Genomic DNA, 26,964 nt, shown 5'->3' with positions numbered 1-26,964 from the left:
CATGCAAATCACCTTCGCCGACGCCGAGTTCGCCAGCAAAAAGAAGCAAACCCGCCGCGATCGCCTGTTTGCCGACCTGGAAAGCCTGGTGCCTTGGCCTGTTCTGGAGGCGGTGATTGAGCCGCACTATCCCAAAACAGATGGCAAGCAAGGCCGGCCAGCCATGGGGCTTTCTCGAATGCTGCGCATGTACATCCTGCAACAGGTGATGGGGTTTTCCGATGAAGGCACGGAGGATGCGGTCTATGACAGCGCGGCGATTCAGCTCTTTATGGGCATCGACCTTGGGCGTGATGCCGTGCCGGATGCAACCACCTTAATTGCGCTTTCGGCGACTGTTGGAAACTCACAATATGACCCAGCAAATTTTTGCTGCAGTCAATTACCAGCTGGCGACTCAAGGGCTATACCTGAAGGAGGGCACGGTCGTTGATGCCACCATCATTTCTGCGCCGCCTTCTATCAAAAACGAAAGCAAAAGCCGTGACCCTGAAATGCGTCACGCCAAGAAAGGTAACCAGTATTACTTTGGCATGAAAGCTCATATCGGCGTTGATGCGGCCAGCGGCCTGGTGCATACGATGGTTACGACTCCCGCGAACGCTCACGACGTCACCCAGGCGCATGCCTTGCTGCATGGCGAAGAGCAGGAGGTCTATGGTGACTCAGGGTATCAGGGCGTTGAGAAACGAGAAGAGAACAAGGGCAAAAAGGTAGACTGGGTGATTGCCATGCGTCACGGGAAGCGCCGCAAGCTGCGTGAAAGTGGTACAGAAGAAGGTCGACTTGTAGATAAAATCGAGCAGCTCAAGAGCCAGATTCGCGCCAAGGTTGAGCATCCGTTTTATTGGGTCAAGGTGCACTTTGGCCATCGCAAGACGCGCTACCGTGGTCTGGCGAAAAATACCGCCCAGTTGTATAGCCTGTTTGCTTTGGCGAACTTATTTTTGTCGAAGCGATGTATGTCGTTGGCGGGATAAATCCGCCTAAAAACCGGGATGCTGCCCGGAAAAGCAGCAAAAACGGGTAAAACCGTTCAAAAATAGATGTTTTTATGACTCTGACGCTCGATTTTCAGAGCTGATTTGTAAAATTGATAAATTCGCTCGCTTGAGCGAATTTGTTCAGCGGTTCCCTAGCTTGCGAAGACGTTTGAAGCACTTAGGAAAACCCCAGCGATGATGTTTTTCAATCAACGCATTGAGTGCATCAATGATTGCAGTGTCATCGGTTAACTTAGGTTCGTAATAATAAGCGGTACGGCTGATGCCAACCGCATTACAGCAGGTTACAACGCTCGCGTTATACTGCACCTGTAGCTCACGTGCCCAAACTTTTCGTTCTGCCACAGGTGCTAAAGCTTTTTTATAATATCTTCTTGCATCTGCGATTTTAGGCTCAAATCCGCATACATTTGTTTGAGCCGACGGTTTTCTTCTTCAAGCTCTTTTAAACGGCGCACATCGGATGCTTCCATACCGCCGTATTTTTCGCGCCACTTATAAAACGTTGAATTGCCGATGCCATACTTACGGCAGAGGTCTTTGATCGGCATACCAACTTCAGCTTCTTTCAAAATCGCCACAATTTGGCTTTCAGTCTTTCGTTTGCTCATCGTCAAACTCCTTTCGTTTAGCTTAAAAGAAATTCTACGAGTAATCTGTATTATTTTACGGGGTAGTTACAAACAGGCGCTGCGCGGCTTTGTCGCGCAGCGTCCAGCGTCCGAGGGGAGCAGGGTTGAGCGCCGTGTTATACATGGCTAGTTCACGGTGAACATGCTCAGCTTCTGACAGAATATTGGAAGTAGGCTTTCTCTATCTACGTTGTACCGCCAAAGTGACTGTCCGAACCCCTTAATCGGATCGTCCGCGTCAATGCCTTGATACTCGGATTCAGTGAGCATTGAAAAGCGAATCCAATTCATCAGCCAAAACAACTTGCGCTTGCCTTCCTCTTCTTCGTTAAGTCCAAGAAGACCAAGTTGTTCGCACAGCGTCGAAAACGATATTCTCCCCAATAGGAGATTTCCAAACACATTCGGGTTGATGACCTTGACGACTGCGATGAAAACAATGACAGGAACGAGTCGAAGATGATTCTCTCCTGACGTGGTGTAGATGATCGCCAAGTTTGTAAAAACTTTCTCCAACTGTCTCAGCGAAAGATTGAAATGCTGAGCCAAAGGAATCAAGCAATCAACGATATTGCGATCATCGCCCCAGGTTGTAATCTCATGCAATTGAAGTAACTTCTTGGTGTACAACTCAATGTCGTTGCTGTATCGGTCAGTAATCCTCTTTGGAATGGATGTTTCAACGTTAATGAATTTTTGGAGATAGGTGTGGGCGTCAATATTGCTCCCATATACGCTCCTAATCGCTTCCTCTAGTTGTTGCTTATGCATCACAAGCAGAAAGACAACATTCTTGACGGAAAAGAGGTGCTTTATCTTCTCAAGAACCTCCACTGCGAAGGAAGGCTTGCATCTATCTAGTTCGTCAATAACGATAACAAGACGACCACTGCTGTTATCCATCAGATTTGCTGGCAGGTCCGATAGAGACTCTCGAAATGACTGGATGAGTTCAGTCTCTTTGTCGTGTGCGCTAAGACGCTCCTTGACCAAATCTGCGATTGTTTCGGAAGTATCGGCGGCAACGTCGTCACCTATCTCAGACAAGGTTTCAATGTCGGATTCCTTGATGATTCCAAGTGTTGCTGCTTTGATGCCGATCTTCGCTGTCCATGAGAGCAGGCGTACCCCGACTTTCTTTGCTTTATCCTTAAAATCCGAGCTTTTCTGAGATTCGGCGGAGTGCTGATCTACGTACGAAGTGATTGCGCTCGCAATCGACATGAATGCATCTTCCGTGTAGTCATTTTGAAACGCGTCGATGTAGATACTCGGAATGCCTCTCTCATTCAAAAGGCCCTGCCACATCTTTACGAATGTCGTTTTTCCCTCACCCCATTTACCATCAAGCGAGATTACTAGTTCGTCCGTCGAGCGAGTGACCAAATTTGATAGAGCTTCTCCAAACTGTTGGCGCTGGAGCACGTCGTTCCTGAATCCGTCTGAATCTTCAACCACCAAGGAGGGAGTGACAAGTTTCATAGGCGTCTCGAATGGGTATAACGCCGCATTCAGCGGCTTGTCCGCTGCAATGCCTTGTTAGGCCAAGCCCTTTCCGCGCGCATTTTCTCTAGCTCCTGAAGAACTTCTTTACGCTCATGCTTGTAATCAAAATGCCGGTCGATTTCAGCAATATACTTATTGCCGTTGTAAACCCAGTCATTTTGTGGTGAAAGGGTGTCTACCATAAGATCGCCGACTGTACTTACACCTGATGCGTGGAACGTAAAGACTAAAAGGGTCGAGTACACTTCGCTTAATAGTTCCGCCACTTCTTGCAGTTGCTCAGCTCGCTCCAACCCTATCGTGATACCCTGCTCATACAGGGCAAACCGCTCTTCAATTTGTCTTATAGAAGCATGGACATACTCGCAAGCCTTATAATAGGCCTGAGTGTATTCGGAACAAAATGACTTCTTTAAGCCTTGGTCGTCGATCATATGAAGGTCAATATCGTTAATGTATTTTATATTCGACTTATCTATTTTTTTGTCAAAATATAAAACTTTTTCATTTAGTTTTCCTCTCCACAACTGCTGATCGACAAACAAGTATCGCATGCTCGAATCAATGAGATAGCGCATTTCTCTTTTCGCGGGATTTATCCCTCCTTCTCTGAGCATCGTCAAGATCATAATCGCTGACATGAAATAATCATCAATATGACTAAGCGAAAGAGAGTTATCTCGGAAATCAATGCCTCGGCTGCAATACATTGAACATGACTTCATGCCTTTTATGAAGTCGAAAGTAACCACTTCTAGAAGTCTGAGAGAACTCTGATACTCATCGGATTCGAGATGTTTCTTGTGCTCAATGATTTTAGCCTCACGCTCAGATTGAATCTTGGAGAGCATGCTCTGTATATCATCCATACTTAATCCTTAAGTGGGCCTAACGCCTAGCTCACAGGAAAAATGCGAGCGCAGCGAGTATTTTGTCCGGTGGAGCTATTTGTTAGGCTATTTTCCATATTCCAATGAAGCCATTTTGATGCCAGTTGATATCAGCGTGATACCTGCTGCCTTATTGATAAGTGTTGTGACCCACGATTGAAGTTGTTGCTTTGCTATGCGATCGCCTAACCGACTGAATACGCTGTACACAACAATATCAGCTAATAAGCAAGACGCGCCCATAAGTAGCATTTGAAACAGCACAGGCTTCGACGGATCAATGAACTGTGGAAGTAGCGCTGTAAAATACATAAGCGCTTTCGGGTTAGCTAGCTGGACTACTAATCCTTGTGAGAAGAGTTTTTTTCGAGTGCTTTCTTTTCTTTCTGCCGAAAGCTTAATTACTCCCGATTTGCTGAATAGGGCCGAGATACCAAGATAGAGCAAGTAGGCCACACCGAACCATTTAATCACTGAGAACATTAGGTTGGAAGCAAGTATTAGCGAGGCGATACCTGTAGCCGACAAAGCGAAAAATAAGACATCGGCGCTTGCCACACCAAGCACACCAAAAAATGCTCGCTGAGAGTTATGCGAAGCCCCCTGGGCTGCGACTGTGATTGCAGCCGGACCGGGCACTAAAATTAGCATCACCGTAGTGACAAGAAATATTAAGTAAATGCTTATATCCACTTTTGTTCTCTTTTTAGCCTAACGCCTTGCTCACCGGAAAATTAGGAGCGCAGCGAGTAATTTTTCCGAGTGCAGCAACTTGTTATGCATTTATCCAACCAGAAACCAGAAGCTTAAGATTACTCCATCCAGACAATACACCAATAATCGTAGCGATTGTTACTACAATGGATAGTATAAACATCCATTTTTGAAGTTTATACATCACATATATGCTTTGTACTGACAAATAGTTTGTCAGTCCTGAGTCGATTATGGCTGCAGCTTCCTTAACTTGCTTCAGCTGATAATTTGCATTATCAATCGTATTTTTTCCTAAATTCACAGTCTCTTTTCTAAGTAGGTCTATCAGTTCACCAACCTCTGAAATTGAGTGTGCAATCCAATGTCCTGACTGCTTAACTTCGTGCTCAAACCTCGAAATAATTACTATCGTTCTCTTTAGCTCCTGAATGTTGTATTGGTTTTTTCGAGTTAGTTTTTTTCTTTTGTAAAGGTTTTTAAAGCCATGACCACGCAAAATTTCAATTTTATTTCTGTATTTTTCTATAACGCTAAAAATCGTAGATGAAACAGCTATAGCTCTCACTTTATATTCAAGAAAATCACCAAATTCTGATTCACTCTTTGAATCAAATTTGGCCACCACATCTGATACCATATATTCCTGATTGGTAGATCTTGGTCTTGAAACTAAAAAGTCTTCTCCTTCTAAAGTATCAAATCCATTAGCATCTATTCCGTATTCATTAAGCCAGCCACTATTTTCACGTAGCCAATTTCTGCGTTCATCTGGGTCTGTTGGGTTTCCTGATATTTTGTAAACATCAATATATGAGGCTGCTTCCATTGTTTGAGGCTTCCAGCTAAAGCCTTTTTTAACCCAAGCCTCAATTTCTTTTCTGACGGAGTCTTTTTTATTGTTAATAGATTTAATAGCACAATCGTTACCTGTGCCCATTGTGTATCCACGATGTAGACTACTAAGAGGCCATAACTTTTTGAATTCCACGGGTCCAAGATAAATCTGATTTTGAATCGCACTTAATGCTTTGCTTACTGAATCATTTAACTGAAACTCAAATATGATGCATGCTACTGATGGAAGTATTCTGTGAAACGATAATGAAACATTTTTAACGTCTATAGGTAGGCTTTCATCTACAGCCACATCAGGAAGGTAAACCCCTTGCTCCCTAGCTATATAGCCGAGATTGTGCCAACTACTTGCATGCAGTTTATCTACAGATTCTTTAAGAGATGTAACAAACGTCTGTATTTTTTCATTTTTGGGGAAATATTGCTTCAACCCTTTTATTACATTATTAAAATCTTCGTGCTCAAAAGTTAAAATCAAAGTTATTTGGCTTAGTTCGATATTTGATTCTTTAGGCGCGTTTCGCCTTTCAAATTCTTTAGACGACCATTTTTTCTGTCGCTCTCGAATATCCTGTAAACTTGAAATCGTGCCTTTTCTGAATCGAGGAAGGCCTTCGACTAAATCAAGAATTTTGGTTGAAATTTTGAGTTTTAAATTATCCATTTATAAACAGCAACCTTACTTCGATTTTGATGCATAACGCTCACCACACAGGCGAGCAACTTGTTGCGAGTCCAGCGACCGCAGGGAGCGAATGTGCTGGTGTTTGTTAGGATTCGACAACTTCTTCAAGCTCTGATGTTCCTGTCGTTTGATCCCCAGTAAACCATTGCCAACTTTCCTTGAGAACCAGCTTTCCATCTGGATTCTGATGAGGTGTTGAACAGCATTTGCCAGCCATCAACTCACCGTGAATATTTTCGTGATGGTACATAAACTCAAGGCTGCCATCGGCAAATACCTTCCCTTGAAGATGCCCACTTACAATCTCACCGCCAGAGTAATCAGCCCAAACTCGATCTGCGTTTTGATAGTAATAAAAACGTGTCGATTCGCTGACCTCACCATTCGCCGAATTGGATTTGCCACAAAATATGCGATTGTTATAGTTCATAAGTACTCCTAACGCATAGTTGAGCGGCGGGCGCAGCCCGTCCGCTTGAACGCCGAGTTGGGCATCAGATGCCCTCGGCGCGGGTCGATGCACTTTTCGCACATGCCGCTCAACGCAAGATTCTCTCAATCGTTGCTTTGGCATATCGAACGAACGCGGCCGTCTCTTCGACGCGCATTGCTAGGTCGTCGTCCTCGCTACCCAGGTACGCCGCACGTGCCTTGCAGATGAGGGGCCGATGCTCGGCAGGCAAACGCTCCGATACCCATGCGGCAGCAACGTCCTTAGGAGCAATGAGACCAGTTGAAGCGCTGTACCAAATGCGAGCAAGAGCAAGAACGACGTTCCGCTCGTCACCCTTCCAATCCGACTCTGCATTCCACTGGGCAATAGTGTCGAAAAGCGCCTTGGAGAAATGCTCCTTCGGCACCGGCTCGAAAAACGTGGCTGCGGATGGGCCTAGAAGCGCAAGGCTGTGTTGCCTCGCCTTGGTCAGCAAAATCGCAAGATCGTGATCCAGAACGGCAGGCTCGAACGTTCCGGAAAGGATGTCGTGGCGGAGCCACTCACCGAACTGAAGCTCACGCCGCGCCGGATAGCGCCAAGGCACTACTTCGCTTCGAGCGACAACAGTTAGCTCCAGCGGTCGCCATGTTCCGCCATCGCCTGGCGGTGATGAGACTTTCAGCAAATCGAGCATTAGCGCCTGCCGGAGCGAATCGTTAGGTGCGGCGCTGACGGTCACGAGCAAGTCTATGTCGCTATCCGGCTTCAGCCCTCCATCGATCGCAGATCCGAACAGGTGGATTGTGTCCAGTGTCGCAGCCAGATGGCGCTCGACCACCGCGCGAGCGTGGGACAGCTGCTTGAAAACTTGTGCAGGGAAAAATTCACCCATGATGCCTAACAGCTTATTAGTATGCATGCTCGTTTTACCGCTAGATCCGGCATGGCTTTAATTAGTATATGACTCTGAATAATAAAGCCTTTATCAATAAAAACAAGCCATCCTTCAGGTGCAATTCAAGCATGCCGTCTATCTTGCTAATGGCATGCGCACTATCCTGAACACAAAAAACATAACCCTATGATTTACATGTCTTTATTGTTGCTTTCAGCATAAAAACGAGCACCTCTTATCGTTAAAGTGCGCGCCTCTCGAAAGCTAGACTAAAATAAACTGTGTAAATAGCTAGTCTCTAGCGTTTATCTACCAGCTAGCGCTCCAGACGATCGAGCCATACCCTACGATTCATGCCTTTACTAAGCAAAAATCAGTGCCTTCGCTGCTTATTCTGCTCACACTGAGCTGCCCTAAAACAGGAGGCTAGTTTATTTAATGGCCAGCGCGATGAATAAGGCGGGCAAACAAATTATATTTAATCTTGGCAGTTATAAGTATTATTTACAGTTCACCCTTGTTTCATACCATGTAAAAATAAACTGATAAAATAAAAAATATCCTAGTAAGCATTTGCTTGCTATTTATCAAGTTATTACGCTGTTTTGTTGAGATTAATTTAACCTCTTTGCTAGAAAGTTTCCTGGCTAAACTTTTTTCACCTGAATAACTATTTGGTATATCTTTTATTTCTAAAGCCAGCTCTGGGAATAGCTTTTCTCGTATACTCTCAAGGGCTGTTTGTGACCTTGTATCATTGATAATATTTTCATATTTTTTTAGCGTACGCTGCCAAGTTGTAAATGCGAGTTTAAGCTCAGTTTTATCAAGCTCATTCAGCTTTTCAATTACATGAGTTTTATTTTCTAGAGTTAAAATTATATTATTATTTTGCAGTGTGTAAGCTGCTTGTTGCGACAGCTGCTCAATCAGCTTCTCTCTCTCGCTTTCGTCTATAGTCAGTAAATGATTATGAGAAATTTCAACCTGATAAAACTCAAAGCCTGTAGCTTGCTCAGCAAGCGATGCTGACTCTATAATTTCATATGCCGTTTTAGTATCGATGAAGAGCTCATCAGCAACAAGATCGACTGCCTGCTTTGTTTCGCGCAGGCGAATCAGTAGGCGTTCAATATCTACTGGCTGGATTATATGCTTGGTCGTTTCCAAACAGCTTTGATTAATAATTTCTGGGCGCTCCTGTAGAGGAACGTCTGCGACTGGAATCGAGCTGTCTAGATTAAATAGGGTCTGGCGCTTTATTCGCTGTCTTGAGTTGTCATGTGAGATTTGCAACGCATAGGCAAATACCTTTGCTGATGGTTGTTGATGCGTTGCCTCAAGATTTAAGCATGCATCAATTGCATGAACATAGCTTGTCAGTGTGGTGCTCTCGTGCAGATGGCCAAGTGCAGTTGATATGCTGGAGAGCGGATATGTAGTGTTATGGCTGCCTATGAAATCAGTCCAATACTGAGTCACGATGCTTTTACTTGCCAGCGGGTGCTTTTTCTCAGACTGTCGTGAGTAGTGATATGCATACAGCCGTGTGGCCCAGCTATGGCGAAGATGATGAAAGCGCAAATTACTGTCACCAGTTTTGAGCTTTATATACTGACCCAGTGTCGCAATTGTTTGGTTGCGCTCGATTAAATCCCGCGAGTTGCTAGCCTCAGCCATCAATGCCGCTTGTTTGTCAGTTTGCCACTGGACTCCAGCCCATGCTAACAGCTGTGTAAAAGCACTAGTTTCTGTTTCAGTTAGCGTTTCTAGCAATGGCACAACTCGTTGGCCAGCACTGCTTTTAGTCTCACCGTAAATACTGTTGCGTACGACAATATTGATTTCACCTTGGTACTTTTGAACATCTCGGTACTGTAGGCGATGCGCTTCGCCAAATCGCAAGCCAAATCTGTAACCAAGCATAAGCAGTACCACGTATTGAGCACGTAATCGGTCTGATAAAAAGCTGCTTTGCTTCACTGATTCAATAATGGCTAAGTATTCATCCTCGGCTATGAAGTTAGCATCAGCAAACCCTTCACTTTTTCCTAGATTTGATAGTCTGAAAATCTCGCTCCAAGCGGGCTCCTCAACTGCGTAAGCTTGAGATAAAAAACAATGAAATTCATACAGTCGGCCAGCAACATCTTCTCTACGGTGTTCCGGTTGCGACTCAAGTATTTCAAGGTAGTAGTTTTCGTACGCATCGGCTTCAAGAGAAAGAAAATCGATATTTGTCATGGTGTTTAGTAATGCTCTGGCTACCATGCAGACATATTTATCTACAGTGCTGAAGGCAATATCTTTTTTAGAGCGTGTTCCAAACTTACAGAGGTGAATAGCCCATGCCATCAGCAGCATAGCTAGCTGGGGCATCAATTTTTGTTTTGGGATGACATCCTCTTTTATTAGCTCCTCAAGTTTGCGCTTCTTGGTTGTGGAAAGTTTTTGATTTCCTGCCGAAGGTGTACTGGCCGCCTGATTAATTAACTGACGTAGCAGCCGCATAAATACGCGTGAATCTTTTTCGGGGCTGCTCGTTGCTGTGAAGCCGGTCACGCTAACCGGCGGTCTTATTGTTTGTTTATCTGATAGCGTTGTATTTGTTTGCAATGCTTTGCCGCTGAGTAAGCGAATCCATTGTGGTCGAGGAATAGAGACGCTGACCAGCTTGCCGCTTAGAAAATCGGATGCGTGTCCTGGCACTTCAAATATGGCTAAGCTTTTACCGACCTCAGCTAGATACTGCCAAACATTGGCTGGCTTATCGGCTCCTGCTGCTATGAGCATTTCAGATATCATTGAACGCAGTGTTTGCTTTGTGGTGCTTGTGGTTTTTTTAATTCTGAAAAAGCCTTGAATCAAAGCGTGGCATATGTCGTCAGGATGCCACCTGAAAACTGCTTCAGTACTATTCTCTGATAATGGTATTTCAACGCATAACTGCCCAGCGTATTGATAAGTCTCAGCAGACAAAGCCTTCGGGATTGCTTGCAGAAAAGTGGTATTGCCAAACCTGCCAAAAAGAGCGGCTGCAATTATTACTTCAGCAGTTCTGCGTGTAGGGCATGGTGGCTGCTTGCCGTATGAGTTATTTAGATGCTCAAGGAAGTTTTTGCGTAGTGACTCAGCATTTTTATAAGCAGTTATTGAGCCCGCCTCAAATGGCGACGCTTCCACGTTAATAGCTCGAAGCTGCGCTTGATTTCTCAGTAGCTTCTTGCCTTCTCTGGTTCGTGAAATAAACCTATAGAGTAGCTTCAAGCAGCGGTTGGTTTGAGATACGGGTGCGTGTACTGCGATATATTTAGCAGCATCTTGAATGTGCTCAGTTGTGCTAATCCTTTCAGCTTCATTTGTAGCTTGGGCTAAAGCTGCTCGAATAATGTCTTTGTTTTGGCCGGACTTCAGCCTGCGTTGCTTTTGCCGCAGGGCAAAACCCAGTATTTTTTTCTCTACAGAACTGATGTTGTTGGGTGACACCTTCAGCGAGGTAGCGTTTTTTGGGAGCCGGACAGGCGATGGTATTGCCTCCCAGGTTAGCTTTTTCATGTAGGCCTGAGCATGTGTACGTATTTCTGACAGTACCGTTTGCGCTGACTCGCTAGCAGTCGAGCCAAAGGGGTGATCGCTTCCAGTAAAGTGGCCAAGCTGGATTTGAGCAAGTGCGGCTTGTGAAGTACTCAAGCTCAACTCTGTTGCTGTTGTATGACGTAAAAAATTGATGGGGAGGTGCCAGTAGTCACGCCATCGCTCAATCATTTTTGACGGTATAATCGACTGTACTGGATCACCTTTTGTTAAATCCAAGTAGAAAAATAATGGAATCGGATCAGCTCCAGCTATAAGGCTGCGTACTTGGTTACGAGTTTTAAAATAAGTTGGATTTTGGTCTAACCAAGCTGCCAATCTCGGCAAATAGTCTAGATAGTGCTGCATCTGTTGGCAGGCAATTTCGGGCAGAGCAACAACACGCCAGCTACGCTCTTCATGTACCACTTTGTCTGAAATCAGCAACCAACCTTTATCTAAGTCGAAAAGATTTTTTGAGTGGACTGGATCTACCACTGGTCTATGCCCGGTAGCGCAAAATAGCAGAGCGAGCGTGTAGTCAGTAAATGCATTATGGCGTTCTGCAATATCATCCGATTCCATTGCAGTGGTGATTCGGGCTGCCGCCTGTTGAATGAGCCGATTAAAAGTGGTTTCTGCTGGGTAGTATCCTGTACGACTCATGGGTTCAGCATCTCCTGTGTTACCTGAGAGTATATTTGTTGAATCATCTCTACAGGGTACGCCGCGTAGTACGAGAGTTTAGGTGGTGCTTGATTTGCGGTTGCAGCAACTAGATATGTGACCAGTGGATCTTGGTATGCCAAAGTGGCTTCAAGAGCCAATGCAGCAGGAATTCGCTCTAACCTGATACGCTGGAATAATCCATCCTGACGAATCTCATGTAATAACGATCTAACCAACTGTGCTGCTTCTTTCTGCTGGAGGTTAAGCAATTCTCCAAGTGGCTTTGTTTCGCCAGTACATGTAGTCGATATCCACTGCCTTACTGGCTCAGGTAACTGCAGGATGATTCTGTTGGCTTTTGGCTGAAGGGCAGATAGTTGTTCCGGACTGGGGTTAAAAGCTCCTTCTGGTAGCTGAATTTCCCTGATATAAGAACCGCTGTTTGTGAATGTTTGATCTGGGCCTGTTTGCGTTAAAAGTAAAGACTCGATGCTTAAGCCGGTCACATACATGGAACCAAGAATTGCCGCACTCAGAGCTTGTTTAGCATCAGCTGATGCCATGCCTGTTTTAATTGAGTGTGCCAAATGCTTGCGCTCAATACGCGTGAGACGCCCCCAGTCCGTTGGTACAAGCCTGTGATGTCTACGCAGCCAGTATTCAGATGTTTGCGCCTGGCTATCTGCTGCTGACTCATCTAGCAGCTGAGGAGAAACCAGATCTAAATCGTTTTCATCATTAGTGTTATCCGCATATAAAACAGCCGAGAACACGTCAATAAATTCAGGTGGCTCATTGTTTTCAGCATGGTCGCTGTCAAGCTTTAGGGACGAAATATTCTTTGCAGGTGTTTGTGTGTTTTCACTAGTTGGCGTCAAAACTGTCTTTGCTACTTCCGGTTCGAATTGTGCGCGACTTTTTGTACTTTGTGCTGGTCTAGCAGCTGGTGCTAGTTCAAGTAGGGTACGCAGACTACTCAATAATGGACTCTGATTTTCAGTAGTTATTAACAGCTGTACTGAGTCCCTGAGCTGCTGATAGTAGTTAAAGAACTCACCCGTAAATTCCGGTAATGATAGAAGTATCTGCAGATCATCTGTATTCGTCCGAGTTGATACACGTAGCTGAATGGCATGACTAATAAGCCCATCAGAAGAATTGCGCCTTAACAAAGCGTTTAGGAATAGAAGTTTCAAACCTAGAGTTTGTTGTGCTGCTTTAAAATGACCATCTTGCAATAGATATGCACAAATCGGATAGCGTGTGAAATTACGATTCAGAGGGTTTCTATCAGGCCCAGTTTTAGCTGTGCGCGGCCATGTCCTTGCCTCGTTAGTTTGGGCTGTATATTGCATGACATCCAGCCACTGGCTTGCTAGGTGCAATGGCTCTAAATGTGGCAGCAACTCCAGGAGTGTCTCGACCAGATTTTTGGGTGCAGGGAACGATAAATCAATATCGAGTATTGACTCAATTTTTAGCAGCAGATGAAAATGTGAGTCGGCTGACTCCAGAGTTTTTGCTAGCCTTCCAAGACTGTGTATGTGTTGCATATAGGTGCTGGCCCTCTGAGTCTTGGCCCGTGCAGCATGGTGTTTTGTGGTGGATAATTGGAGCACCATGCAGCTGGGTGAGTGTCATTTTTGATAGCTCTAACGTAACATATAGTGAGACCTAAGTGTGACGCATGATACAGATAATTGAGACTGCGACCATTTTAAATGACCTTAAATGTCACTAATTAATCTAGCTATAACCAAGTAATGCGTGGCTTCTAGGCGGTAAATGTCAGTTTATGTAATTTAAGGTAAAAATATCAAACTCTAAGTAATCTAATATTAACGCCCTCCGAAGGCAATCCCGCCGAGTGCGCCATTTCCCTTTAAAATCAGCATGTTACAGCTGCTGGTTTTGGTCAAAAAGCTCCAAGAGTGCCGCTCCTAAAAAGCAGAGGTCATTTTTAAATGGTCTCTAGGGTAGATGTCATGACCTCCGCCCGTTTGGTCGCAAAAATCGCTGTTTTTTAATTGAGACCGAGTTGAGACCAAACAGAGACCGGCTTATTTTTGCCGAAGCAGAATACCAGAACAAAAAGCGTAAGACGCGTCGTGAGATTTTCTTGGAAAAAATGGATGCCATTATTCCTTGGAAGCGCTTGGAGAATCGCGCCGCTAAGCATTACCCAAAAGGTGAAATGGGGCGTCCCCCTTATCCGCTCAGTGTGATGCTGCGAGTGCACTGTTTGCAGTTGTTCTACAACCTTAGCGATCCGGCTCTGGAGGATTCGCTGTATGAAATTGAATCAATGCGCCGCTTTGCAGGATTGCGTTTATCAGACAATATTCCTGATGAAACAACAATTTTAAACTTCCGTCACTTCCTTGAAAAGCATGGGCTGGGCAAGCTATTTCTGAAGGAAATTAACAAGCACTTGCAGCATCAAGGCTTGCTGTTTCGCGAAGGCACCATTGTGGATGCCAGCATTATTTCCGCACCGAGCTCAACGAAAAATCAAAGCCGCAAGCGCGACCCAGAAATGCATTCCAGCAAGAAAGGCAACTAATGGCACTTTGGCATGAAGATGCATATCGGCGTGGATGATGTCACAGGTATGATTCATAGCGTGGAAAGTACGGCTGCCAATGTGCACGACGTAACCATGACTGCAAGCCTTCTACATGGCGAAGAAAAGCGTGTATTTGGTGATGCTGGATACCTAGGTGTTGAAAAACGCAGGGAAAACAAAGAGCGCAAAAATCTTGCCTGGCTGATCAGTGCTCGAATCAGTAAGCGTAAAACCATGACCGAAAATGAGCAGGAAATTGAAAAAATGAAAGCCAAGCTACGCGCTAAAGTTGAGCATCCGTTTCGCTACATCAAGTGCGTATTTGACTATAACAAAGTTCGTTACAAAGGGCTTGATAAAAACCATAACCGTTTGTGCCTGCTGGCGGGGCTAACGAACCTCATGATCGGTAGGAAATACTTGCTGGCTTAGGGTTAGTGCGCCCTTAATCCGCCAAAACGGCGAATTAAGGGCTAAAAGAGATGGTTTTACCTCGAAAACGGCCTTTTTTAGCTGTTTTTTTGAGTTTTCGAGTAATTTTCTGAAAAGCTCAATAATAAGCTGAGATTTTCAGAGGTTCCTTAAAAACCAATACGTTTTTTATACAGATAAACACTCGACCGACTAATGCCCAGCTTTTTAGCCACCTCATCAGACTTCATGCCTGCCACGAGTAAGGTTTTTATTTCTTCTGCGCTTATGCTTGGTTTACGACCTAGCGGATAACAACAGCTCGGTAATAACGAAGGTTGAATTGTATATACAAATAGATATACAATAATGCATCTAAAAATATTTCCGAGGCTAATATGTACAGTTTAAGTCAGTTAGAAAAACAACAGGTTGGCTTACGCTTGCCACGCTACTTAATTGAGCAGCTTGATGAGCTGGCCTCCAGCCACTCGCTTAATCGCACCGATCTTATCTTTGAGGCGATTCGCTCTTATCTTGAAAAGCAAAAAGAAGAACGGTTTTATGAAGAATTTGCGCAGGGCGTGTCTGAGTTAAAACAGATACAAAAAGGCGGTAAAGCCGGCATGCCACTGAGCGAGTTGATTGATGAGCTTTAACATTCGTGCCCTTGATAGTTTTACCAAGCAGGCCAAACGACTGGCAAAGAAGTATAAGCGTATATCAGAAGACCTGACCGACTTGCAGGCTATATTAACGGACGATCCTAAAGCTGGCACCGCGTTAAGCCATAACTGTTTTAAAATTAGGCTACAAAACAGCTCAACAAAAACAGGAAAAAGTGGCGGATTTCGTATTATTTATTATTACCTGTCACCAAAGACTGATATTTATCTGGTAAGCATTTATTCCAAGACAGAACAAAGCAATATTGATGAGGCTAAAATAATTGACTTGCTTATGGAGGCAGGGCTAGCAGAGTTTTAGCTGTCTTTTATTAGCGAAGGCAAATGCAACACATTAAAAACCAATACGTTTTTTATACAGATAAACACTCGACCGACTAATGCCCAGCTTTTTAGCCACCTCATCAGGCTTCATGCCTGCCACTAGTAAGGTCTTTATTATGCTTGGTTTACGACCAGGGTAAGCTTCAGGGCGCTCTCTTTTGGCTTTAGCAATGCCTGCGGCTTGTCGTTCGCGGCGAATATTGGTTTCAAACTCTGCAAACACCCCCAGCATCTGTAAAAATGCGCGGCCTGCACTCGTAGCTCAGCTGGATAGAGTATTGCCCTCCGAAGGCAAGCACAGTACTAAAGCCTTCGACCGCTGAGCTTGCTTACATAGCTCACCGCCTTGCATAAGCTTTCGCTTGGGACGACAAAGCTTATTACGCACGTTTACCATGCTCCTAACTTCTATAAAGCTAGTATTCTGCTAGCCAATCCATCTAGCCGTTCTTTAGTTTTTTCCCAGTTGGGCATCACCTGGCTTAAAAGCCGATAAAATCGTTCACTATGATTGTGTTCAGCGATATGACACAGCTCATGCAGGATGACGTAATCGATGCAATCGCGGGGGGCCTTAACCAAGTGTGGGTTTAACGTAATGCGGCCATTAGGTGAGCAGCTGCCCCATTGGGTTTGCATGGTAAGGATACGAATGGATGGGCGTTCTTGCACCCACAGTGCTTGCTCTAAAAGCACATCCAGCCGTCTGGCAAACACTTCTCTGGCGCGTATTTTATACCAGTCGATAAGCAGGTTTTTTACTCTAGTCGCATCGCTAGCACGCACTGACACGTCCAACTTGCCGCGAAGCAGTTTGACACCTTGAACTTGATCTGGCTCTACGTGGACTTTCAACAGGTATTGCTTACCTAAGTAGTAATGGCTTTCCCCGCTGATGTACTTACGCAAGGTGACATGTTCAAGCTGCTGGCGAAACTCACGCAGTTGCTCGTAAATCCAGCGTCCGCGCTGTTTAACGGCGTACAAAACCGTCTCACTGGTAGCATCCTCTGGGGCTGATACCACCACTCGACAATCTGGATGCACCTTGATTAATACCTTGCTAGTGGCTTTCGGGCGCAGCACGCGCTCAAAGTTGATGCGCTCATCACCGTAACAAAAGCTCAGCGGCTGACAGTTTGACTTAATCAAAGCGTTCATAACGTTACGCGACACTCAAGCCAACACGAGTGATTTGCACCACCATCTCGACAACTTTCTTGGCTTGATCCATCCCACCACCAATAGTTTTGCACTCCTTGAACATCAGCGGCAGTAGCTTTTTGCGGATGTCGGCTTCGATGTTCTGCGGGTTGATAGAGTTTTCAGCGACCGAAACATCGACCATTTGATCCACTTCAAACGCCAGCTTGATCCATTTGTCTTGCACTTGCTGGTCTGTTGCCACAAACACTTCTGGCAGCAACTTTTTAAATACCCCAAAGTAAGCTTGAGCGTGACGATTGCCGGAGAAAACATCAGGGATATCATCTAAGCGGCGCTCTTGCACTTGCTCTTCAAACTCATGAAACAGCAGGTATTGCTTCAGTGGATGCTCGAATAGCTTTTCGGCTTCCTCAATGGCTTGGCGCAGTAATTTCGAAAACGCTTCTTGTGCATAAGGGTCATCGCGTAACTCCTGTTCAATCATGCGTGTCACGCGGGTTTTGATGATATCGGTCTCGTTGCGAGTTTTATCTTCGCTCCAGTCCTCCATCTGCTGCTGACCCATCTTGCCGACTTCATACACACCGTCAGGGTCTTTTACTTCCACGCCGACCACATGCTTATCCAGCAGTTTTTTGACCTGCTCTGCATATTGGTCATAATCGATTTTTTCGCCAGCATCCTGTTGCACCATTTGCCGTAGGCCAGACAGCTGCTTAACTGTTTCTTTGTAATGGCGGCGGTCCTGATCGCTGAAACTCTTATCTTCAAAGAAAGTGGCCGATTGCAGTGCAACTTTTAAGCAACTGGCGAATGCGGTCAAGGCTTCGTAGAAGTCTTCACGCACCTTTAAGTTCACATCAACCAGCTCTCCGCTACGCTCTTCAATCTTTGGAACCAGCACCTGACGCAGCTGCTCGATGTCGTTCTTGTTTTTCGCACCATCGAATATGGCCCATAGTTGCTTATACAGCTGCGGTAGGCGCTTGTACTCGGTACTCATCTGATTATAAAGGCCAGCAATATCATTGATGTCGTAGCCGCCCTGAGTGCGTGAAGCCAGATCCTGATATTTCTGAATGGTGGTATCGAGCTCGCTTAAAATGCCGCGATAATCAATCAATAAGCCAAATTTTTTATTAGGATGCAGACGATTTACTCGGGCAATGGCTTGAATCAGATTGTGTTCTTTCAGGGGCTTATCAATATATAGAACTGTATTTTTGGGCTCATCAAACCCCGTCAGCAGCTTATCCACTACAATCAGAACCTTGAGTGAATCGTCCTTATCAAAACGTTCAATTAGATGCTTGGTGTAAGCCTGTTCATCTTGGCTGCCAACATTATCTTTCCACCACTGAGTGACTTCTGGGGTAGTGGATTCATCCACGGCGGTGTTGCCTTCACGGCTATCGGGCGGGCTCATCACTACCGCGGATTCAAACAAGCCTGCTTCATCCAGATATTTTTTGTATTTAATGGCCGAGGCTTTACTATCGCAGGCTAATTGGCCTTTTAAACCCTCATCGATATTTTTGATGAAATGGTTGGCAATATCTAAAGCAATTAAACGAATGCGATCATCGGCTGCATAGACTTGACCTTTTCTAGCGAACTTGCGTTTCAAGTCTGCTTTTTGTTCGTCTGCAAGCCCTTCGGTGATCCGCTCAAACCAGCTATCGATCGCACGCTCGTTAACATCTAAATCAGGAATGCGCTCTTCATACAGCAGGGGCGTAACCGCTTGGTCTTCCACGGCACGCTGCATCGTGTAAGCGTGCACAATAGGGCCAAACTTATTGGTGGTTTTGTCATCTTTTAGCAGTGGTGTGCCGGTGAAAGCCACAAAGGCCGCATTGGGTAGTGCCTGCTTCATACGAATATGGTTTTCACCGCCTTGACTGCGGTGGCCTTCATCAATGAGCACAATAATATCGGCGCTGGTATTCACACATTCCGGCAGCTTGGTTGCCGTGTTGAACTTCTGAATAAGCGAGAAAATAATACGCTCATTACCTTTACCAATTTGCTCAGCTAAGCGTGTGCCCGAGGTGGCCATGGCTGCGGCTTTGTCTTTTTTACCAGCCAGTTCACCGCCAGAGGCAAAGGTATTACTCAGCTGGTTTTCCAAGTCGACTCGGTCAGTGACCACCACAATGCGGCATTGCTTGAGGCTATCGTGCAGAATCATGGCTTTACTTAAAAACACCATGGTGAATGACTTACCAGAGCCCGTGGTATGCCAGATCACCCCACCTTCACGGCGGGTCGCTCTCGGCGTCCTGCCTCCCGCGACATTAGCACTTCCCTGTGCGTCACCTGCAGGGTTTTTGGTGTTAATGCGCTCTATCAAGCGCTTAATACCGAATACTTGCTGATAGCGAGCAACGACCTTGCCGACCTTCTTATCAAACAAAATAAAGTAGCGAGTCATTTCCATTAAGCGGGCCGGGCTTAGCAAGCTGATTAAGAGTTGGTCTTGCCCAGTGACAGCCAACTCACCGCCAGCGATAAGGTTTTGATACCACTGCAAGTCGGCAGTTGGCCGGTGGCTAAATAGTTTTGTTACTTGTGTGGCTGACAGTTGTTTGTTTTTAACCGCATACATTTGGGCATCGGTAAAATCTTCTTCTCGCCAAACTGCCCAAAACTTCGCCGGCGTACCACAGGTGCCATAACGCCCTTCATTGCCGTTGATCGACAGCAATAGCTGGCTGTAGGCGAATAATCGCGGTATCTCGTCGGGGCGTTGATTGCGCAAACACTGTGAAATACCTTCATTGATAGTCGGCCCTTTTTGGCTGTTGCCATCGGGGCGTTTAGCTTCAATCACCACCAGCGGTATACCGTTTACAAAACACACCATATCAGGCCGACGGCTGTCTACGCCGCCAGAGCGGGTGACGGTAAATTCTTCGGTAAAGACAAAGCTGTTATTGCTTGGGTTGTCCCAATCAATCAAGGCAACGGTGGGGTTGGCTTTTCTACCATCAACAAACTCAGTCACGGAAATACCGTACAGCAGGTGGTTGTACAGCCGCTCATTGGCAGTTAAAAGCCCTTCATTTAGCGCGGGGCTGCACACCTCGGCTATCAGGTTATCGATGGAGTTTTCAGACAATGGGTAGTCTTTACCAGCAAAGGTAAAGGTACGTTTTTGCAGCTCACTACGCAGCACCTGATGCAACACCACCTCGTCCGTTTTCCCACCACGGGCAGCCAGCGCTTGCTCAGGCGCGAGAAACGACCAGCCTAAGTTAGTCAATAACGTCAGCGCCGGTAGTTTGGCACTGTATTCTTCTTGGAATTTGGGGGCGTAGTGGGTCATGTTATTTGCTTCCTTAGGTCACCTGTATTTAGCATGAACTCACTCGTATTTGAGTTATTGCCTGCAAGTAATGGCAGCGGGTTATCGGTCATCGGGATAGCCTTCCTGCTCAGTTAAGCTTGACTCGACGCTTACCCGTCAGTAGCTGCTGCATCAGCGCTTTTTTCTCTTGTTTTAAGGCTTCAATTTTTTGTTGCAGGCTATCGATTTCTTGGTCGGCTGAGGAAAGCACGGCGGCAATTTTTTGCTGCTCTTCCATCGGAGGCAACTTAAAAGGAAAACCGCACAACGCATCAAACCCTACAGAATCACGTACAGAGCCTTGAGTGCTCCCTGCTATTCGTTGTTTTGCTTCGTTTGAACTCATCCAGTTCAGGAAGTAATCGCTGTTAAGGAGTTGCTTATTGAGACTAAAAACAACATACATGGGGCTTAGCAAGCCCTCGTCGTAACTATCTAAACGGGCAAATGACCCGACATTCAGCCGTGAAGGGTTATAACCATATTGACCTTTTCTAACCACTTTGTAATTGCTGACATTGACACTCGCCACACGCTTTGAAAACTGCTCTTCTGGTAATACAAAGCCACTATGATTTGTTACGCTAAGGACCCTTTCAATGGCATTATCTTTGTTACGAGACTTTTCTTCACGCAGCACATCTTTTAAGCGGATGTCCTCCCACTCCCCACTAAACCTAACTCCATTATCATCCAGCAGGCGTTTTTTGCCGGTGAGCAGCTGTTGCATCAGGGCTTTTTTCTGCTGCTGGCTGTTGGCGAGTAGTTGCTCTGTGGTGGTGATGGCTTTATCCCATGTGGATAGGATTTGGGCGATTTCATTTTGTTCTAATATTGGCGCAAGTGGGAACTCAATAGAGTAGAAATCCTTATGATTCAAATCAGGAATAGTGCTTGCCCCTGCGTTTACTTGTATTACATGCTGGACTCTAGGTGATGTGAGGTAGTTGACTAAAAATACAGTGTTGATTTTACTCTTATCAAAATCAATTAAAAAAAAGTTATTGTGGAATACACCTTCAACTCCTGTTACAACAATTCCTGTATTTCCAGTTCTTGTCATAAGAACATCGTCTGTAGTACAAGTTACACGACTGGAGGGCGATTCAACATATTCACGCTCTTGATTGTGCCGATTAATAGACTGAATCGTTATATACTCTTTTGATGTTGCAGTAGGCACTAGAAGTCTTTCGGATATAGGGATTTGCAAACCTTGTCGAACCTTCGTTATTTCACCAAACTTTTTATTTGTCCATTCACTTGGGAGCTTACCTAGACTAGATGGTTTAATCACAATTCATCTCCTTTAAATAACTCTCCATTTCCTCTTCCATTCCCAACGCCCACCAATAAGGTTCAAAACTGCGTTTAACGCTTTCTGCGACCAGTGCAATAAAGCTGCTGTAATCGCCGGTGCAGCGCGCGGTGTCGAGTGCTTCGTAATCTACTAAACAATGCTCGCCTAGCTTGGTTTTTAGCTGAATAAACAAGCTGTTGTTAGTCATGCTCACGCCTCTTTAATACGTTTAAGCTTTCTTTCGACCCTATTGTCGACGCTGGGACAATGGTTGTCTGTTGTGGCTTAGTCATGGTCATACTCCGCGGCTTGTTCTTTTAAGAAGCGATCAAAATCACTTTCAAACAGACGGTCTTGGGTCACGCGGTACTTTTCAAACTCTGTTTCTGCGTGGAGCCTGGCTTGTTCGTGCGAGATTTTTCCCGGGCCGGTTAAAATCTCGTTGCCGTTAAACTCTAAAAACCCGTCTAGGCGCTTGGCCCAATCGGCCATGCTCATGGGGATTTTGCGTTGAGCTTGTAGTTCGCCAAAATCTAAATAAAGACTGACAATGCGCTCTAAATAATCGAGTTCTTCTTTATTTAAATAGTTTTTAGCGACACTCACATCGGTTTTCACGATTTTCCCACTGGGTGCACTTTGCCAGTGGGTGAGCCCCATGTGCGGCTGATTAGCGTCTGCGCGGGCGACAATCAATTCGGCAGCGGTATGGCGGTGTACAGCCCAATGTAACTTGTTTTGCACTAGGGCGAAAAATTCGCGAGTGGTTTGGGCATGGCTGTCGTAATCAAAGGCGGTGGCGTACAGGTCGGTGATTTTCTGGTAAAAGCGGCGTTCCGATAGGCGGATCTCCCGAATAACTGCTCGCTGACGCTCGAAGTAATCGTTAGTAAACAGGTGATCATGCTTCAGGCGCTCCACATCCATGCTCCAGCCCTGAATGGTGTAGTCCTTAACGATTTGGTTGGCCCATTTGCGAAACTGCACCGCACGTTGGTTATTCACCTTAAAACCCACAGCAATAATCGCCTGCAGGCTGTAGTGTTTGGTGGTGTAGGTTTTGCCGTCGCTGGCAGTTATTAAGTAATCCTTAATAACTGCGCTTTCGTCTTGTTCGCCATCAGCAAAAATGCGTTTTAGGTGCTGATTTATCGCGGGCACACTGACATCGTAAAGTACCGCCATCATTTTCTGCGTTAACCAGATATTTTCATCTGCGTAACGCATGTCGACGCTGGTTTCTTGGTTGCCCGTGGCTGCTATAAAAGTCAGATACTCCGCTGTAGAAGAGCGAGCAATGGAAGGTGTTTTTTTATTCATCGCCCAGCTCCTTCAGACACTCCTGTATTTGGTCTTCCATGCCCAACGCCCACCAGTAAGGTTCAAAACTGCGTTTAACGCTGTCTACGACCAGTGCAATAAAGCTGCTGTAATCGCCGGTGCAGTGGGCAGTGTCGAGCGCTTCGTAATAGGCTAAGCGTTGCTCTACTTCAATAACGGTGGCGGGAAAGCCAGACTGCATGAGTACTAAGTTCATCAATAAGCGTGAGGTGCGGCCATTGCCATCGGTAAAGGGGTGTATCTTTACAAACTCGCCATGCACACGGGCAGCACGCTCAACAGGGTGTAAAGCTTGGGCGTCGGTTGTGTACCACTCTATAAAGGCTTCCATCTGTTCAGGTACTTGCACGGCTTGTGGTGGTTTGTGGTTAGCACCAGAAATCAGCACGTTCACTTGGCGATAACGGCCAGCATTATTGTTAGAAGGGTCGGCATCGATGTTTTTCAGTACCAGTTGATGCAAAGATTTAATGGTGTACTCATCTAAAGGCTGTTGCTTGGTAACTAAATCTTCAACAAACAAAATGGCATCACGGTGGTTAATGGTTTCAACGTGTTCACGCAGGGTTTTGCCGCCAATGGTAATGCCTTCCAGTGCCACCTTGGTTTCTTTAAGCGTGAGGGTATTACCTTCAATCGCGTTGCTGTGGTAGGTCCACTGCAGAACTAAATTCTCGTGTAGGTTGCTGACTATTTCAGCGGGCAACGGGCGCTGTTCGTCTAGCTTGGTTTTGAGTAAGTCAGCAAGCTTAAGCTGTTTGTTATTATTCATTGTCAGTTCCCGCAGCGTCAGAGTCTTGTGGGAGTGTTTGGCTTTGCTTGGCTAACTTTTTTTCTTCTGCTTTAACGCGCCTTGCCAGCTTTGTTAAGTCTTCTTCGGCTGGAAGATTTTCTGGCTTAATTCCACGCTGCCCAAGCATGGAGCGCACACTGGTGTTATTTTGTATATGCTCTGCAGTTATTGAGCCTTCACCCTGTAAGTTTTCTTGTTGAACATTATGATTGGTCATTTCTGTCGCTAAATTTTTAGCTGCGATAGTTAGCGTAGGCAAAAAGTCGGCTAATGGTCGAGCAGCCACGATGCCATAACGTTTCTTCATGGCTTGAGTTGTATTGCCGCCAAATAAGGCCTGATCACCTTTCGAACGAATACGGCCAAAACCTTTACTATCTACCCCACGTTCGTGGATGTTTTGTGACAGTTCTTTTTCCGACTCTTTCAGACGCTCCCTAGCATCCATACGTGCCTGAAGACGCATTCTATCTTCAATAATTTCTTGCTTTCTGGTTTGCACGGCAAAGTAGCTTTGCGCAAAAGCAATTTCAGGTTTGCGTGAATCACCATTTTGAGCAATCAGTAAGCAGGCATAGCGAGTAAGCATATAGTCTTCAACAGGGCGGTTTGCACCTTTGCCTGTTTCGATCATTTTCGTGACGCCACGAAAATGATCTGAAGCTAGGATGTTTGCGGCTTCGCAAGATTCTATAGCGCGGTTGATAGCTGTTTTAAAGTTTTCCCAGCGCGCATAACCAAGCGGGGCTTGAAGGTCACGAGCAAACCAAAACTCTATGCCTTGCTCGTCGGTCTTTTGAACCCTTGATTCCAAGGTCTGCCTAAGTGTTTGTAGGTGTGTGCTCATGGCTAGTTACTCCCCACATCATCAATTTTTCGCTGGTTACTTGTATCAATTTCGACCATTTTGCTGACGTCAGCAAAATGGTCGGAAATCCCATGCTGTTTCATTTGCCACTCCTTATGCACCGCTGTGGGTGTAACCCAGCTCTGCGAGGTAGCTTTCCATTTGCTGTTCCAGTTCGGCCAGCTGAGTTTTGAGCTGCTCACGCTCAGCACGCACCGCCAGCAGGTCAATTTCTTCCTCTTCTTCAAAGGTATCCACATAGCGCGGAATATTGAGGTTGTAATCGTTATCCTGAACTTCTTTCAGGCTGGCTAAATAGGCGTATTTATCAACCGTTTCGCGAGCCTTATGGGTGGCCAGGATTTTAGTGATATTTTTTTCGCTAAGTTGATTTTGGTTTTTACCTGATTCAAATTCGCGGCTGGCATCGATAAATAGCACATTGCTGTCTGTTTTAGCTTTTTTGAAAATTAAAATAGCGGCTGGAATACCCGTGCCATAAAACAGTTTTTCCGGCAGCCCAATAACTGTGTCCAGCAGATTCTCATCAATGAGTTGCTTGCGAATGCGTCCTTCTGCTGCGCCGCGGAATAACACGCCGTGCGGTACCACAACACCCATACGGCCTGTTTTTGGTTTTAGGGTTTCAATCATATGCAGGATAAAGGCAAAGTCACCCTTGGTTTTTGGCGGTACACCACGACGGAAACGGCTGAACTTGTCGTTTTCGGCATCTTCATGCCCCCACTTGTCCAAAGAAAAAGGCGGGTTGGCTGTCACTATATCAAACAGCATTAAATCGCCGTTTTTGTCCAGTAGCTTAGGGTTGCGAATGGTGTCGCCCCATTCGATTTTGTGGTTGTCCTCGCCGTGCAAGAACATGTTCATTTTTGCTAATGACCAAGTGGAACCAATGGCCTCTTGGCCATAGAGGGCGTAGTTTTTGCTGCCATGGTTTTCAACAACTTTACGCGCGCACTTCATTAATAATGAGGCGGAGCCACAAGCAGGGTCGCAGATGCTGTCGCCAGGCTGTGGATCCAATAGTGTTGCTATTAACTCTGATACTTCGGGCGGAGTATAGAACTCACCAGCCTTTTGGCCACCACTGGCAGCAAAGTTTTTAATCAGGTATTCGTAGGCATTGCCAATCACATCCAGCGTGCCGACACGGCTGGGCTTGAGGTTGAGCTCGGGTTTGGCAAAGTCTTCCAGCAGGTGACGCAGAATGGTGTTTTTTTGCTTTTCTTCACCCAAACGGTCAGTGTTGAAAGAGATGTCTTGGAACACACTTTTGCCAGCGTCTTTCAGCTTAGTGCCGTTGGCTTCTTCAATGGCATGCAAGGCTTGGTCGATACGCTCACCGTTACCTGGCTCGTGACGACGCTCGTACAAGGCATAGAAACTGGCTTCTTTGGGCAGCACGAAGCGCTCGTTTTTCATCATCTCATGGATCAATTCAGGCTCGTCGCCATACTCAGCCTGGTAGCCTTCATAGTGGTCTTGCCAGACGTCCGAGATGTATTTGAGAAACAGCATGGTGAGGATGAAGTCTTTATAGGTGTCGGCGCTGATGGTGCCGCGGAAAGTATCGCAGGCGGCCCATAAAGCTTTGTTGATGCTGTCTTGATTAACTTTGTTGTTCATGAGCTTTTCTCCATAAGTAGGTGCTGGAACATGCCTTGCAGCATGGTTTCACGGTTGCTTAATAAGGCTTGTGTCAGCTGTTGTTCCTTCTCCCACAGCTCATTTAAACGCATAATTTTCTGCTGGATGGCTAGGGTGGGAATGTTTAGTTGTAATGCTTTGGCTGTAGTGGCATTCAGCATAACGAGGCTTGTACCTTGACTTCCAGCGCCCTCAGATATCCAGTGTTGCATTTCTGGGCGGTTAAGCGACCAGCAAAGAAATTCAGGCAGTATGCCTTGCTTGGGGGTGATCATTAAAAACTGGCTACTGACAACTACAGGCAGTTCAGATGACTGTTCTGACACTAAGCACGAGGCTCGAAAATAACCGCCTTTACTGCCGCGAGAGGGTAGTAATACAGTGCCTAAGCTAGCGAAGGCTTTATCTTTTCCTTCCCATTTAATCATGGGCAGCTGATGAGCATGCAGCCTAGCAGTATGAGTTGTCTCCCACGCGCTTCGTACATCTTTAATCTGCGCCACATGCGCGTTACCACCGCTTGTGAGTTCATCAACTTTCTCGCGAAAGGTAAACCCCGAGCGGATATCAGCTATATCGCCTAGAGCCTTTAGCTTAATGGGTTTGCGCATCTTGTGCTCCTTTATGGGTGTTGCACAGGGCTGGCTTTA

Annotated in this window: 24 protein-coding genes and 2 pseudogenes; 4 read left to right on the top strand and 22 right to left on the bottom strand. The window is 45.7% G+C overall.

Features of this window, described 5'->3' with window-relative positions; genetic code table 11:
- Position 1 precedes the first annotated feature (1 nt).
- A protein-coding gene (locus tag QEZ41_RS08370) for an IS5-like element ISPa51 family transposase (protein WP_289410976.1) occupies positions 2-980 on the top strand; the annotation gives its coding sequence in 2 pieces (ribosomal slippage) (positions 2-319 and positions 321-980; 978 coding nt in all).
- A 144-nt stretch (positions 981-1,124) separates the two neighbouring features.
- On the opposite strand, the gene QEZ41_RS08365 is transcribed toward QEZ41_RS08370, so the two are convergent.
- The 10 genes from QEZ41_RS08365 to QEZ41_RS08320 all read right to left on the bottom strand — a co-directional run bounded on the left by QEZ41_RS08365 (position 1,125) and on the right by QEZ41_RS08320 (position 13,415).
- Positions 1,125-1,349, bottom strand: coding sequence for a hypothetical protein (locus tag QEZ41_RS08365; RefSeq protein ID WP_289410975.1), 225 nt, complete (start codon positions 1,347-1,349; stop codon positions 1,125-1,127).
- A gap of 5 nt (positions 1,350-1,354) precedes the next feature.
- Positions 1,355-1,615 (bottom strand): transposase, encoded by a 261-nt coding sequence (locus QEZ41_RS08360; protein WP_286640193.1) that lies wholly within the window; start codon positions 1,613-1,615, stop codon positions 1,355-1,357.
- A 147-nt stretch (positions 1,616-1,762) separates the two neighbouring features.
- Positions 1,763-3,118 carry a KAP family P-loop NTPase fold protein gene (locus QEZ41_RS08355; protein ID WP_289410973.1) on the bottom strand — a complete coding sequence of 452 codons (1,356 nt, stop codon included), beginning with the start codon at positions 3,116-3,118 and terminating at the stop codon, positions 1,763-1,765.
- A 29-nt stretch (positions 3,119-3,147) separates the two neighbouring features.
- Positions 3,148-4,011, bottom strand: coding sequence for a hypothetical protein (locus tag QEZ41_RS08350; protein WP_289410972.1), 864 nt, complete (start codon positions 4,009-4,011; stop codon positions 3,148-3,150).
- A gap of 87 nt (positions 4,012-4,098) precedes the next feature.
- Positions 4,099-4,725 carry a LysE family translocator gene (locus QEZ41_RS08345; RefSeq protein WP_100562782.1) on the bottom strand — a complete coding sequence of 209 codons (627 nt, stop codon included), beginning with the start codon at positions 4,723-4,725 and terminating at the stop codon, positions 4,099-4,101.
- Positions 4,726-4,807: 82 nt separating this feature from the next.
- Positions 4,808-6,268, bottom strand: coding sequence for a hypothetical protein (locus QEZ41_RS08340; RefSeq protein WP_289410970.1), 1,461 nt, complete (start codon positions 6,266-6,268; stop codon positions 4,808-4,810).
- A gap of 106 nt (positions 6,269-6,374) precedes the next feature.
- Positions 6,375-6,719, bottom strand: a complete 345-nt coding sequence (locus QEZ41_RS08335; RefSeq protein ID WP_289410969.1) for an avidin-fold protein — start codon at positions 6,717-6,719, stop codon at positions 6,375-6,377.
- 109 nt (positions 6,720-6,828) lie between these two features.
- Positions 6,829-7,617, bottom strand: coding sequence for an ANT(3'')-Ia family aminoglycoside nucleotidyltransferase AadA5 (locus QEZ41_RS08330; protein WP_000503574.1), 789 nt, complete (start codon positions 7,615-7,617; stop codon positions 6,829-6,831).
- 525 nt (positions 7,618-8,142) lie between these two features.
- On the bottom strand, positions 8,143-11,859 hold the full coding sequence (locus QEZ41_RS08325; protein WP_289410968.1) for a tyrosine-type recombinase/integrase: 3,717 nt from the start codon (positions 11,857-11,859) through the stop codon (positions 8,143-8,145).
- Positions 11,856-13,415, bottom strand: a complete 1,560-nt coding sequence (locus tag QEZ41_RS08320) for a hypothetical protein (protein ID WP_289410967.1) — start codon at positions 13,413-13,415, stop codon at positions 11,856-11,858. Before QEZ41_RS08320 ends, QEZ41_RS08325 begins: the two co-directional genes overlap by 4 nt.
- A gap of 485 nt (positions 13,416-13,900) precedes the next feature.
- Between QEZ41_RS08320 and QEZ41_RS08315 the strand changes: the two are divergent.
- Positions 13,901-14,860: pseudogene (locus QEZ41_RS08315) on the top strand (IS5 family transposase).
- Between the two features lie 149 nt (positions 14,861-15,009).
- Here the strand turns inward: QEZ41_RS08315 and QEZ41_RS12015 are convergent.
- Positions 15,010-15,183 (bottom strand): helix-turn-helix domain-containing protein, encoded by a 174-nt coding sequence (locus QEZ41_RS12015; protein WP_353061903.1) that lies wholly within the window; start codon positions 15,181-15,183, stop codon positions 15,010-15,012.
- 54 nt (positions 15,184-15,237) lie between these two features.
- Between QEZ41_RS12015 and QEZ41_RS08310 the strand changes: the two genes are divergently transcribed.
- Both QEZ41_RS08310 and QEZ41_RS08305 read left to right on the top strand, forming a co-directional pair.
- The gene (locus tag QEZ41_RS08310; RefSeq protein ID WP_289410966.1) at positions 15,238-15,498 is read left to right on the top strand and encodes a ribbon-helix-helix domain-containing protein; all 261 of its coding nucleotides are present in this window, start codon (positions 15,238-15,240) and stop codon (positions 15,496-15,498) included.
- The gene (locus tag QEZ41_RS08305; protein WP_289410965.1) at positions 15,488-15,826 is read left to right on the top strand and encodes a type II toxin-antitoxin system RelE family toxin; all 339 of its coding nucleotides are present in this window, start codon (positions 15,488-15,490) and stop codon (positions 15,824-15,826) included. The genes QEZ41_RS08310 and QEZ41_RS08305 overlap by 11 nt, the downstream gene beginning before the upstream one ends.
- Before the next feature lie 33 nt (positions 15,827-15,859).
- Here QEZ41_RS08305 and QEZ41_RS12050 read toward each other — a convergent pair whose 3' ends face one another.
- From QEZ41_RS12050 to QEZ41_RS08255, 11 genes and pseudogenes are all read right to left on the bottom strand, one after another.
- The gene (locus tag QEZ41_RS12050) at positions 15,860-15,940 is read right to left on the bottom strand and encodes a hypothetical protein (protein ID WP_434556807.1); all 81 of its coding nucleotides are present in this window, start codon (positions 15,938-15,940) and stop codon (positions 15,860-15,862) included.
- 72 nt (positions 15,941-16,012) lie between these two features.
- Positions 16,013-16,096 (bottom strand): annotated as a pseudogene (locus tag QEZ41_RS12045) (recombinase family protein); the annotation flags it as partial.
- A gap of 161 nt (positions 16,097-16,257) precedes the next feature.
- A complete protein-coding gene (locus QEZ41_RS08295; protein WP_289410964.1) occupies positions 16,258-17,010 on the bottom strand; it encodes a M48 family metallopeptidase in 753 nt (250 codons plus the stop codon).
- 4 nt (positions 17,011-17,014) lie between these two features.
- Positions 17,015-20,344, bottom strand: coding sequence for a type I restriction endonuclease subunit R (locus QEZ41_RS08290; RefSeq protein WP_289410963.1), 3,330 nt, complete (start codon positions 20,342-20,344; stop codon positions 17,015-17,017).
- A 109-nt stretch (positions 20,345-20,453) separates the two neighbouring features.
- A complete protein-coding gene (locus tag QEZ41_RS08285; RefSeq protein ID WP_289410962.1) occupies positions 20,454-21,662 on the bottom strand; it encodes a restriction endonuclease subunit S in 1,209 nt (402 codons plus the stop codon).
- Positions 21,655-21,873 carry a hypothetical protein gene (locus QEZ41_RS08280; RefSeq protein WP_289410960.1) on the bottom strand — a complete coding sequence of 73 codons (219 nt, stop codon included), beginning with the start codon at positions 21,871-21,873 and terminating at the stop codon, positions 21,655-21,657. Before QEZ41_RS08280 ends, QEZ41_RS08285 begins: the two co-directional genes overlap by 8 nt.
- Positions 21,874-21,950: 77 nt before the next feature.
- Entirely contained in the window at positions 21,951-22,985 is a 1,035-nt protein-coding gene (locus QEZ41_RS08275; RefSeq protein WP_289410959.1) for a virulence RhuM family protein, read from the bottom strand.
- Entirely contained in the window at positions 22,978-23,778 is an 801-nt protein-coding gene (locus QEZ41_RS08270; protein ID WP_289410958.1) for a Fic family protein, read from the bottom strand. Before QEZ41_RS08270 ends, QEZ41_RS08275 begins: the two co-directional genes overlap by 8 nt.
- Positions 23,771-24,646: a DNA damage-inducible protein D gene (dinD, locus tag QEZ41_RS08265; RefSeq protein ID WP_289410956.1), complete on the bottom strand. Its 876-nt coding sequence runs from the start codon at positions 24,644-24,646 to the stop codon at positions 23,771-23,773. The genes QEZ41_RS08270 and dinD overlap by 8 nt, the downstream gene beginning before the upstream one ends.
- 114 nt (positions 24,647-24,760) lie before the next feature.
- On the bottom strand, positions 24,761-26,293 hold the full coding sequence (locus QEZ41_RS08260; protein WP_289410955.1) for a type I restriction-modification system subunit M: 1,533 nt from the start codon (positions 26,291-26,293) through the stop codon (positions 24,761-24,763).
- A complete protein-coding gene (locus QEZ41_RS08255; protein ID WP_289410954.1) occupies positions 26,290-26,925 on the bottom strand; it encodes a restriction endonuclease subunit S in 636 nt (211 codons plus the stop codon). The genes QEZ41_RS08260 and QEZ41_RS08255 overlap by 4 nt, the downstream gene beginning before the upstream one ends.
- Between the last annotated feature and the right edge of the window lie 39 nt (positions 26,926-26,964).

Source organism: Thiopseudomonas acetoxidans (genome assembly GCF_030362935.1).
In the GTDB taxonomy this organism is placed as follows: Bacteria; Pseudomonadota; Gammaproteobacteria; order Pseudomonadales; family Pseudomonadaceae; genus Thiopseudomonas; species Thiopseudomonas acetoxidans.
Note: the sequence above shows the minus strand (reverse complement) of the source record. Positions and strands in the feature narration are given on the sequence as shown.

Bases quoted from the DNA above. Each gene is read 5' to 3' on its own strand.
- QEZ41_RS08280 (WP_289410960.1), bottom strand. From the start codon at position 21,873: ATGACTAACAACAGCTTGTTTATTCAGCTAAAAACCAAGCTAGGCGAG.
- QEZ41_RS08290 (WP_289410963.1), bottom strand. From the start codon at position 20,344: ATGACCCACTACGCCCCCAAATTCCAAGAAGAATACAGTGCCAAACTA.
- QEZ41_RS08335 (WP_289410969.1), bottom strand. From the start codon at position 6,719: ATGAACTATAACAATCGCATATTTTGTGGCAAATCCAATTCGGCGAAT.
- QEZ41_RS12050 (WP_434556807.1), bottom strand. From the start codon at position 15,940: ATGAAGCCTGATGAGGTGGCTAAAAAGCTGGGCATTAGTCGGTCGAGT.
- QEZ41_RS08295 (WP_289410964.1), bottom strand. From the start codon at position 17,010: ATGAACGCTTTGATTAAGTCAAACTGTCAGCCGCTGAGCTTTTGTTAC.
- QEZ41_RS08255 (WP_289410954.1), bottom strand. From the start codon at position 26,925: ATGCGCAAACCCATTAAGCTAAAGGCTCTAGGCGATATAGCTGATATC.
- QEZ41_RS08340 (WP_289410970.1), bottom strand. From the start codon at position 6,268: ATGGATAATTTAAAACTCAAAATTTCAACCAAAATTCTTGATTTAGTC.
- QEZ41_RS08330 (WP_000503574.1), bottom strand. From the start codon at position 7,617: ATGGGTGAATTTTTCCCTGCACAAGTTTTCAAGCAGCTGTCCCACGCT.
- QEZ41_RS08320 (WP_289410967.1), bottom strand. From the start codon at position 13,415: ATGCAACACATACACAGTCTTGGAAGGCTAGCAAAAACTCTGGAGTCA.
- QEZ41_RS08270 (WP_289410958.1), bottom strand. From the start codon at position 23,778: ATGAATAATAACAAACAGCTTAAGCTTGCTGACTTACTCAAAACCAAG.
- QEZ41_RS08310 (WP_289410966.1), top strand. From the start codon at position 15,238: ATGTACAGTTTAAGTCAGTTAGAAAAACAACAGGTTGGCTTACGCTTG.
- QEZ41_RS08260 (WP_289410955.1), bottom strand. From the start codon at position 26,293: ATGAACAACAAAGTTAATCAAGACAGCATCAACAAAGCTTTATGGGCC.
- QEZ41_RS08355 (WP_289410973.1), bottom strand. From the start codon at position 3,118: ATGAAACTTGTCACTCCCTCCTTGGTGGTTGAAGATTCAGACGGATTC.
- QEZ41_RS08360 (WP_286640193.1), bottom strand. From the start codon at position 1,615: ATGAGCAAACGAAAGACTGAAAGCCAAATTGTGGCGATTTTGAAAGAA.
- QEZ41_RS08305 (WP_289410965.1), top strand. From the start codon at position 15,488: ATGAGCTTTAACATTCGTGCCCTTGATAGTTTTACCAAGCAGGCCAAA.
- dinD (WP_289410956.1), bottom strand. From the start codon at position 24,646: ATGAGCACACACCTACAAACACTTAGGCAGACCTTGGAATCAAGGGTT.
- QEZ41_RS08350 (WP_289410972.1), bottom strand. From the start codon at position 4,011: ATGGATGATATACAGAGCATGCTCTCCAAGATTCAATCTGAGCGTGAG.
- QEZ41_RS08275 (WP_289410959.1), bottom strand. From the start codon at position 22,985: ATGAATAAAAAAACACCTTCCATTGCTCGCTCTTCTACAGCGGAGTAT.
- QEZ41_RS08325 (WP_289410968.1), bottom strand. From the start codon at position 11,859: ATGAGTCGTACAGGATACTACCCAGCAGAAACCACTTTTAATCGGCTC.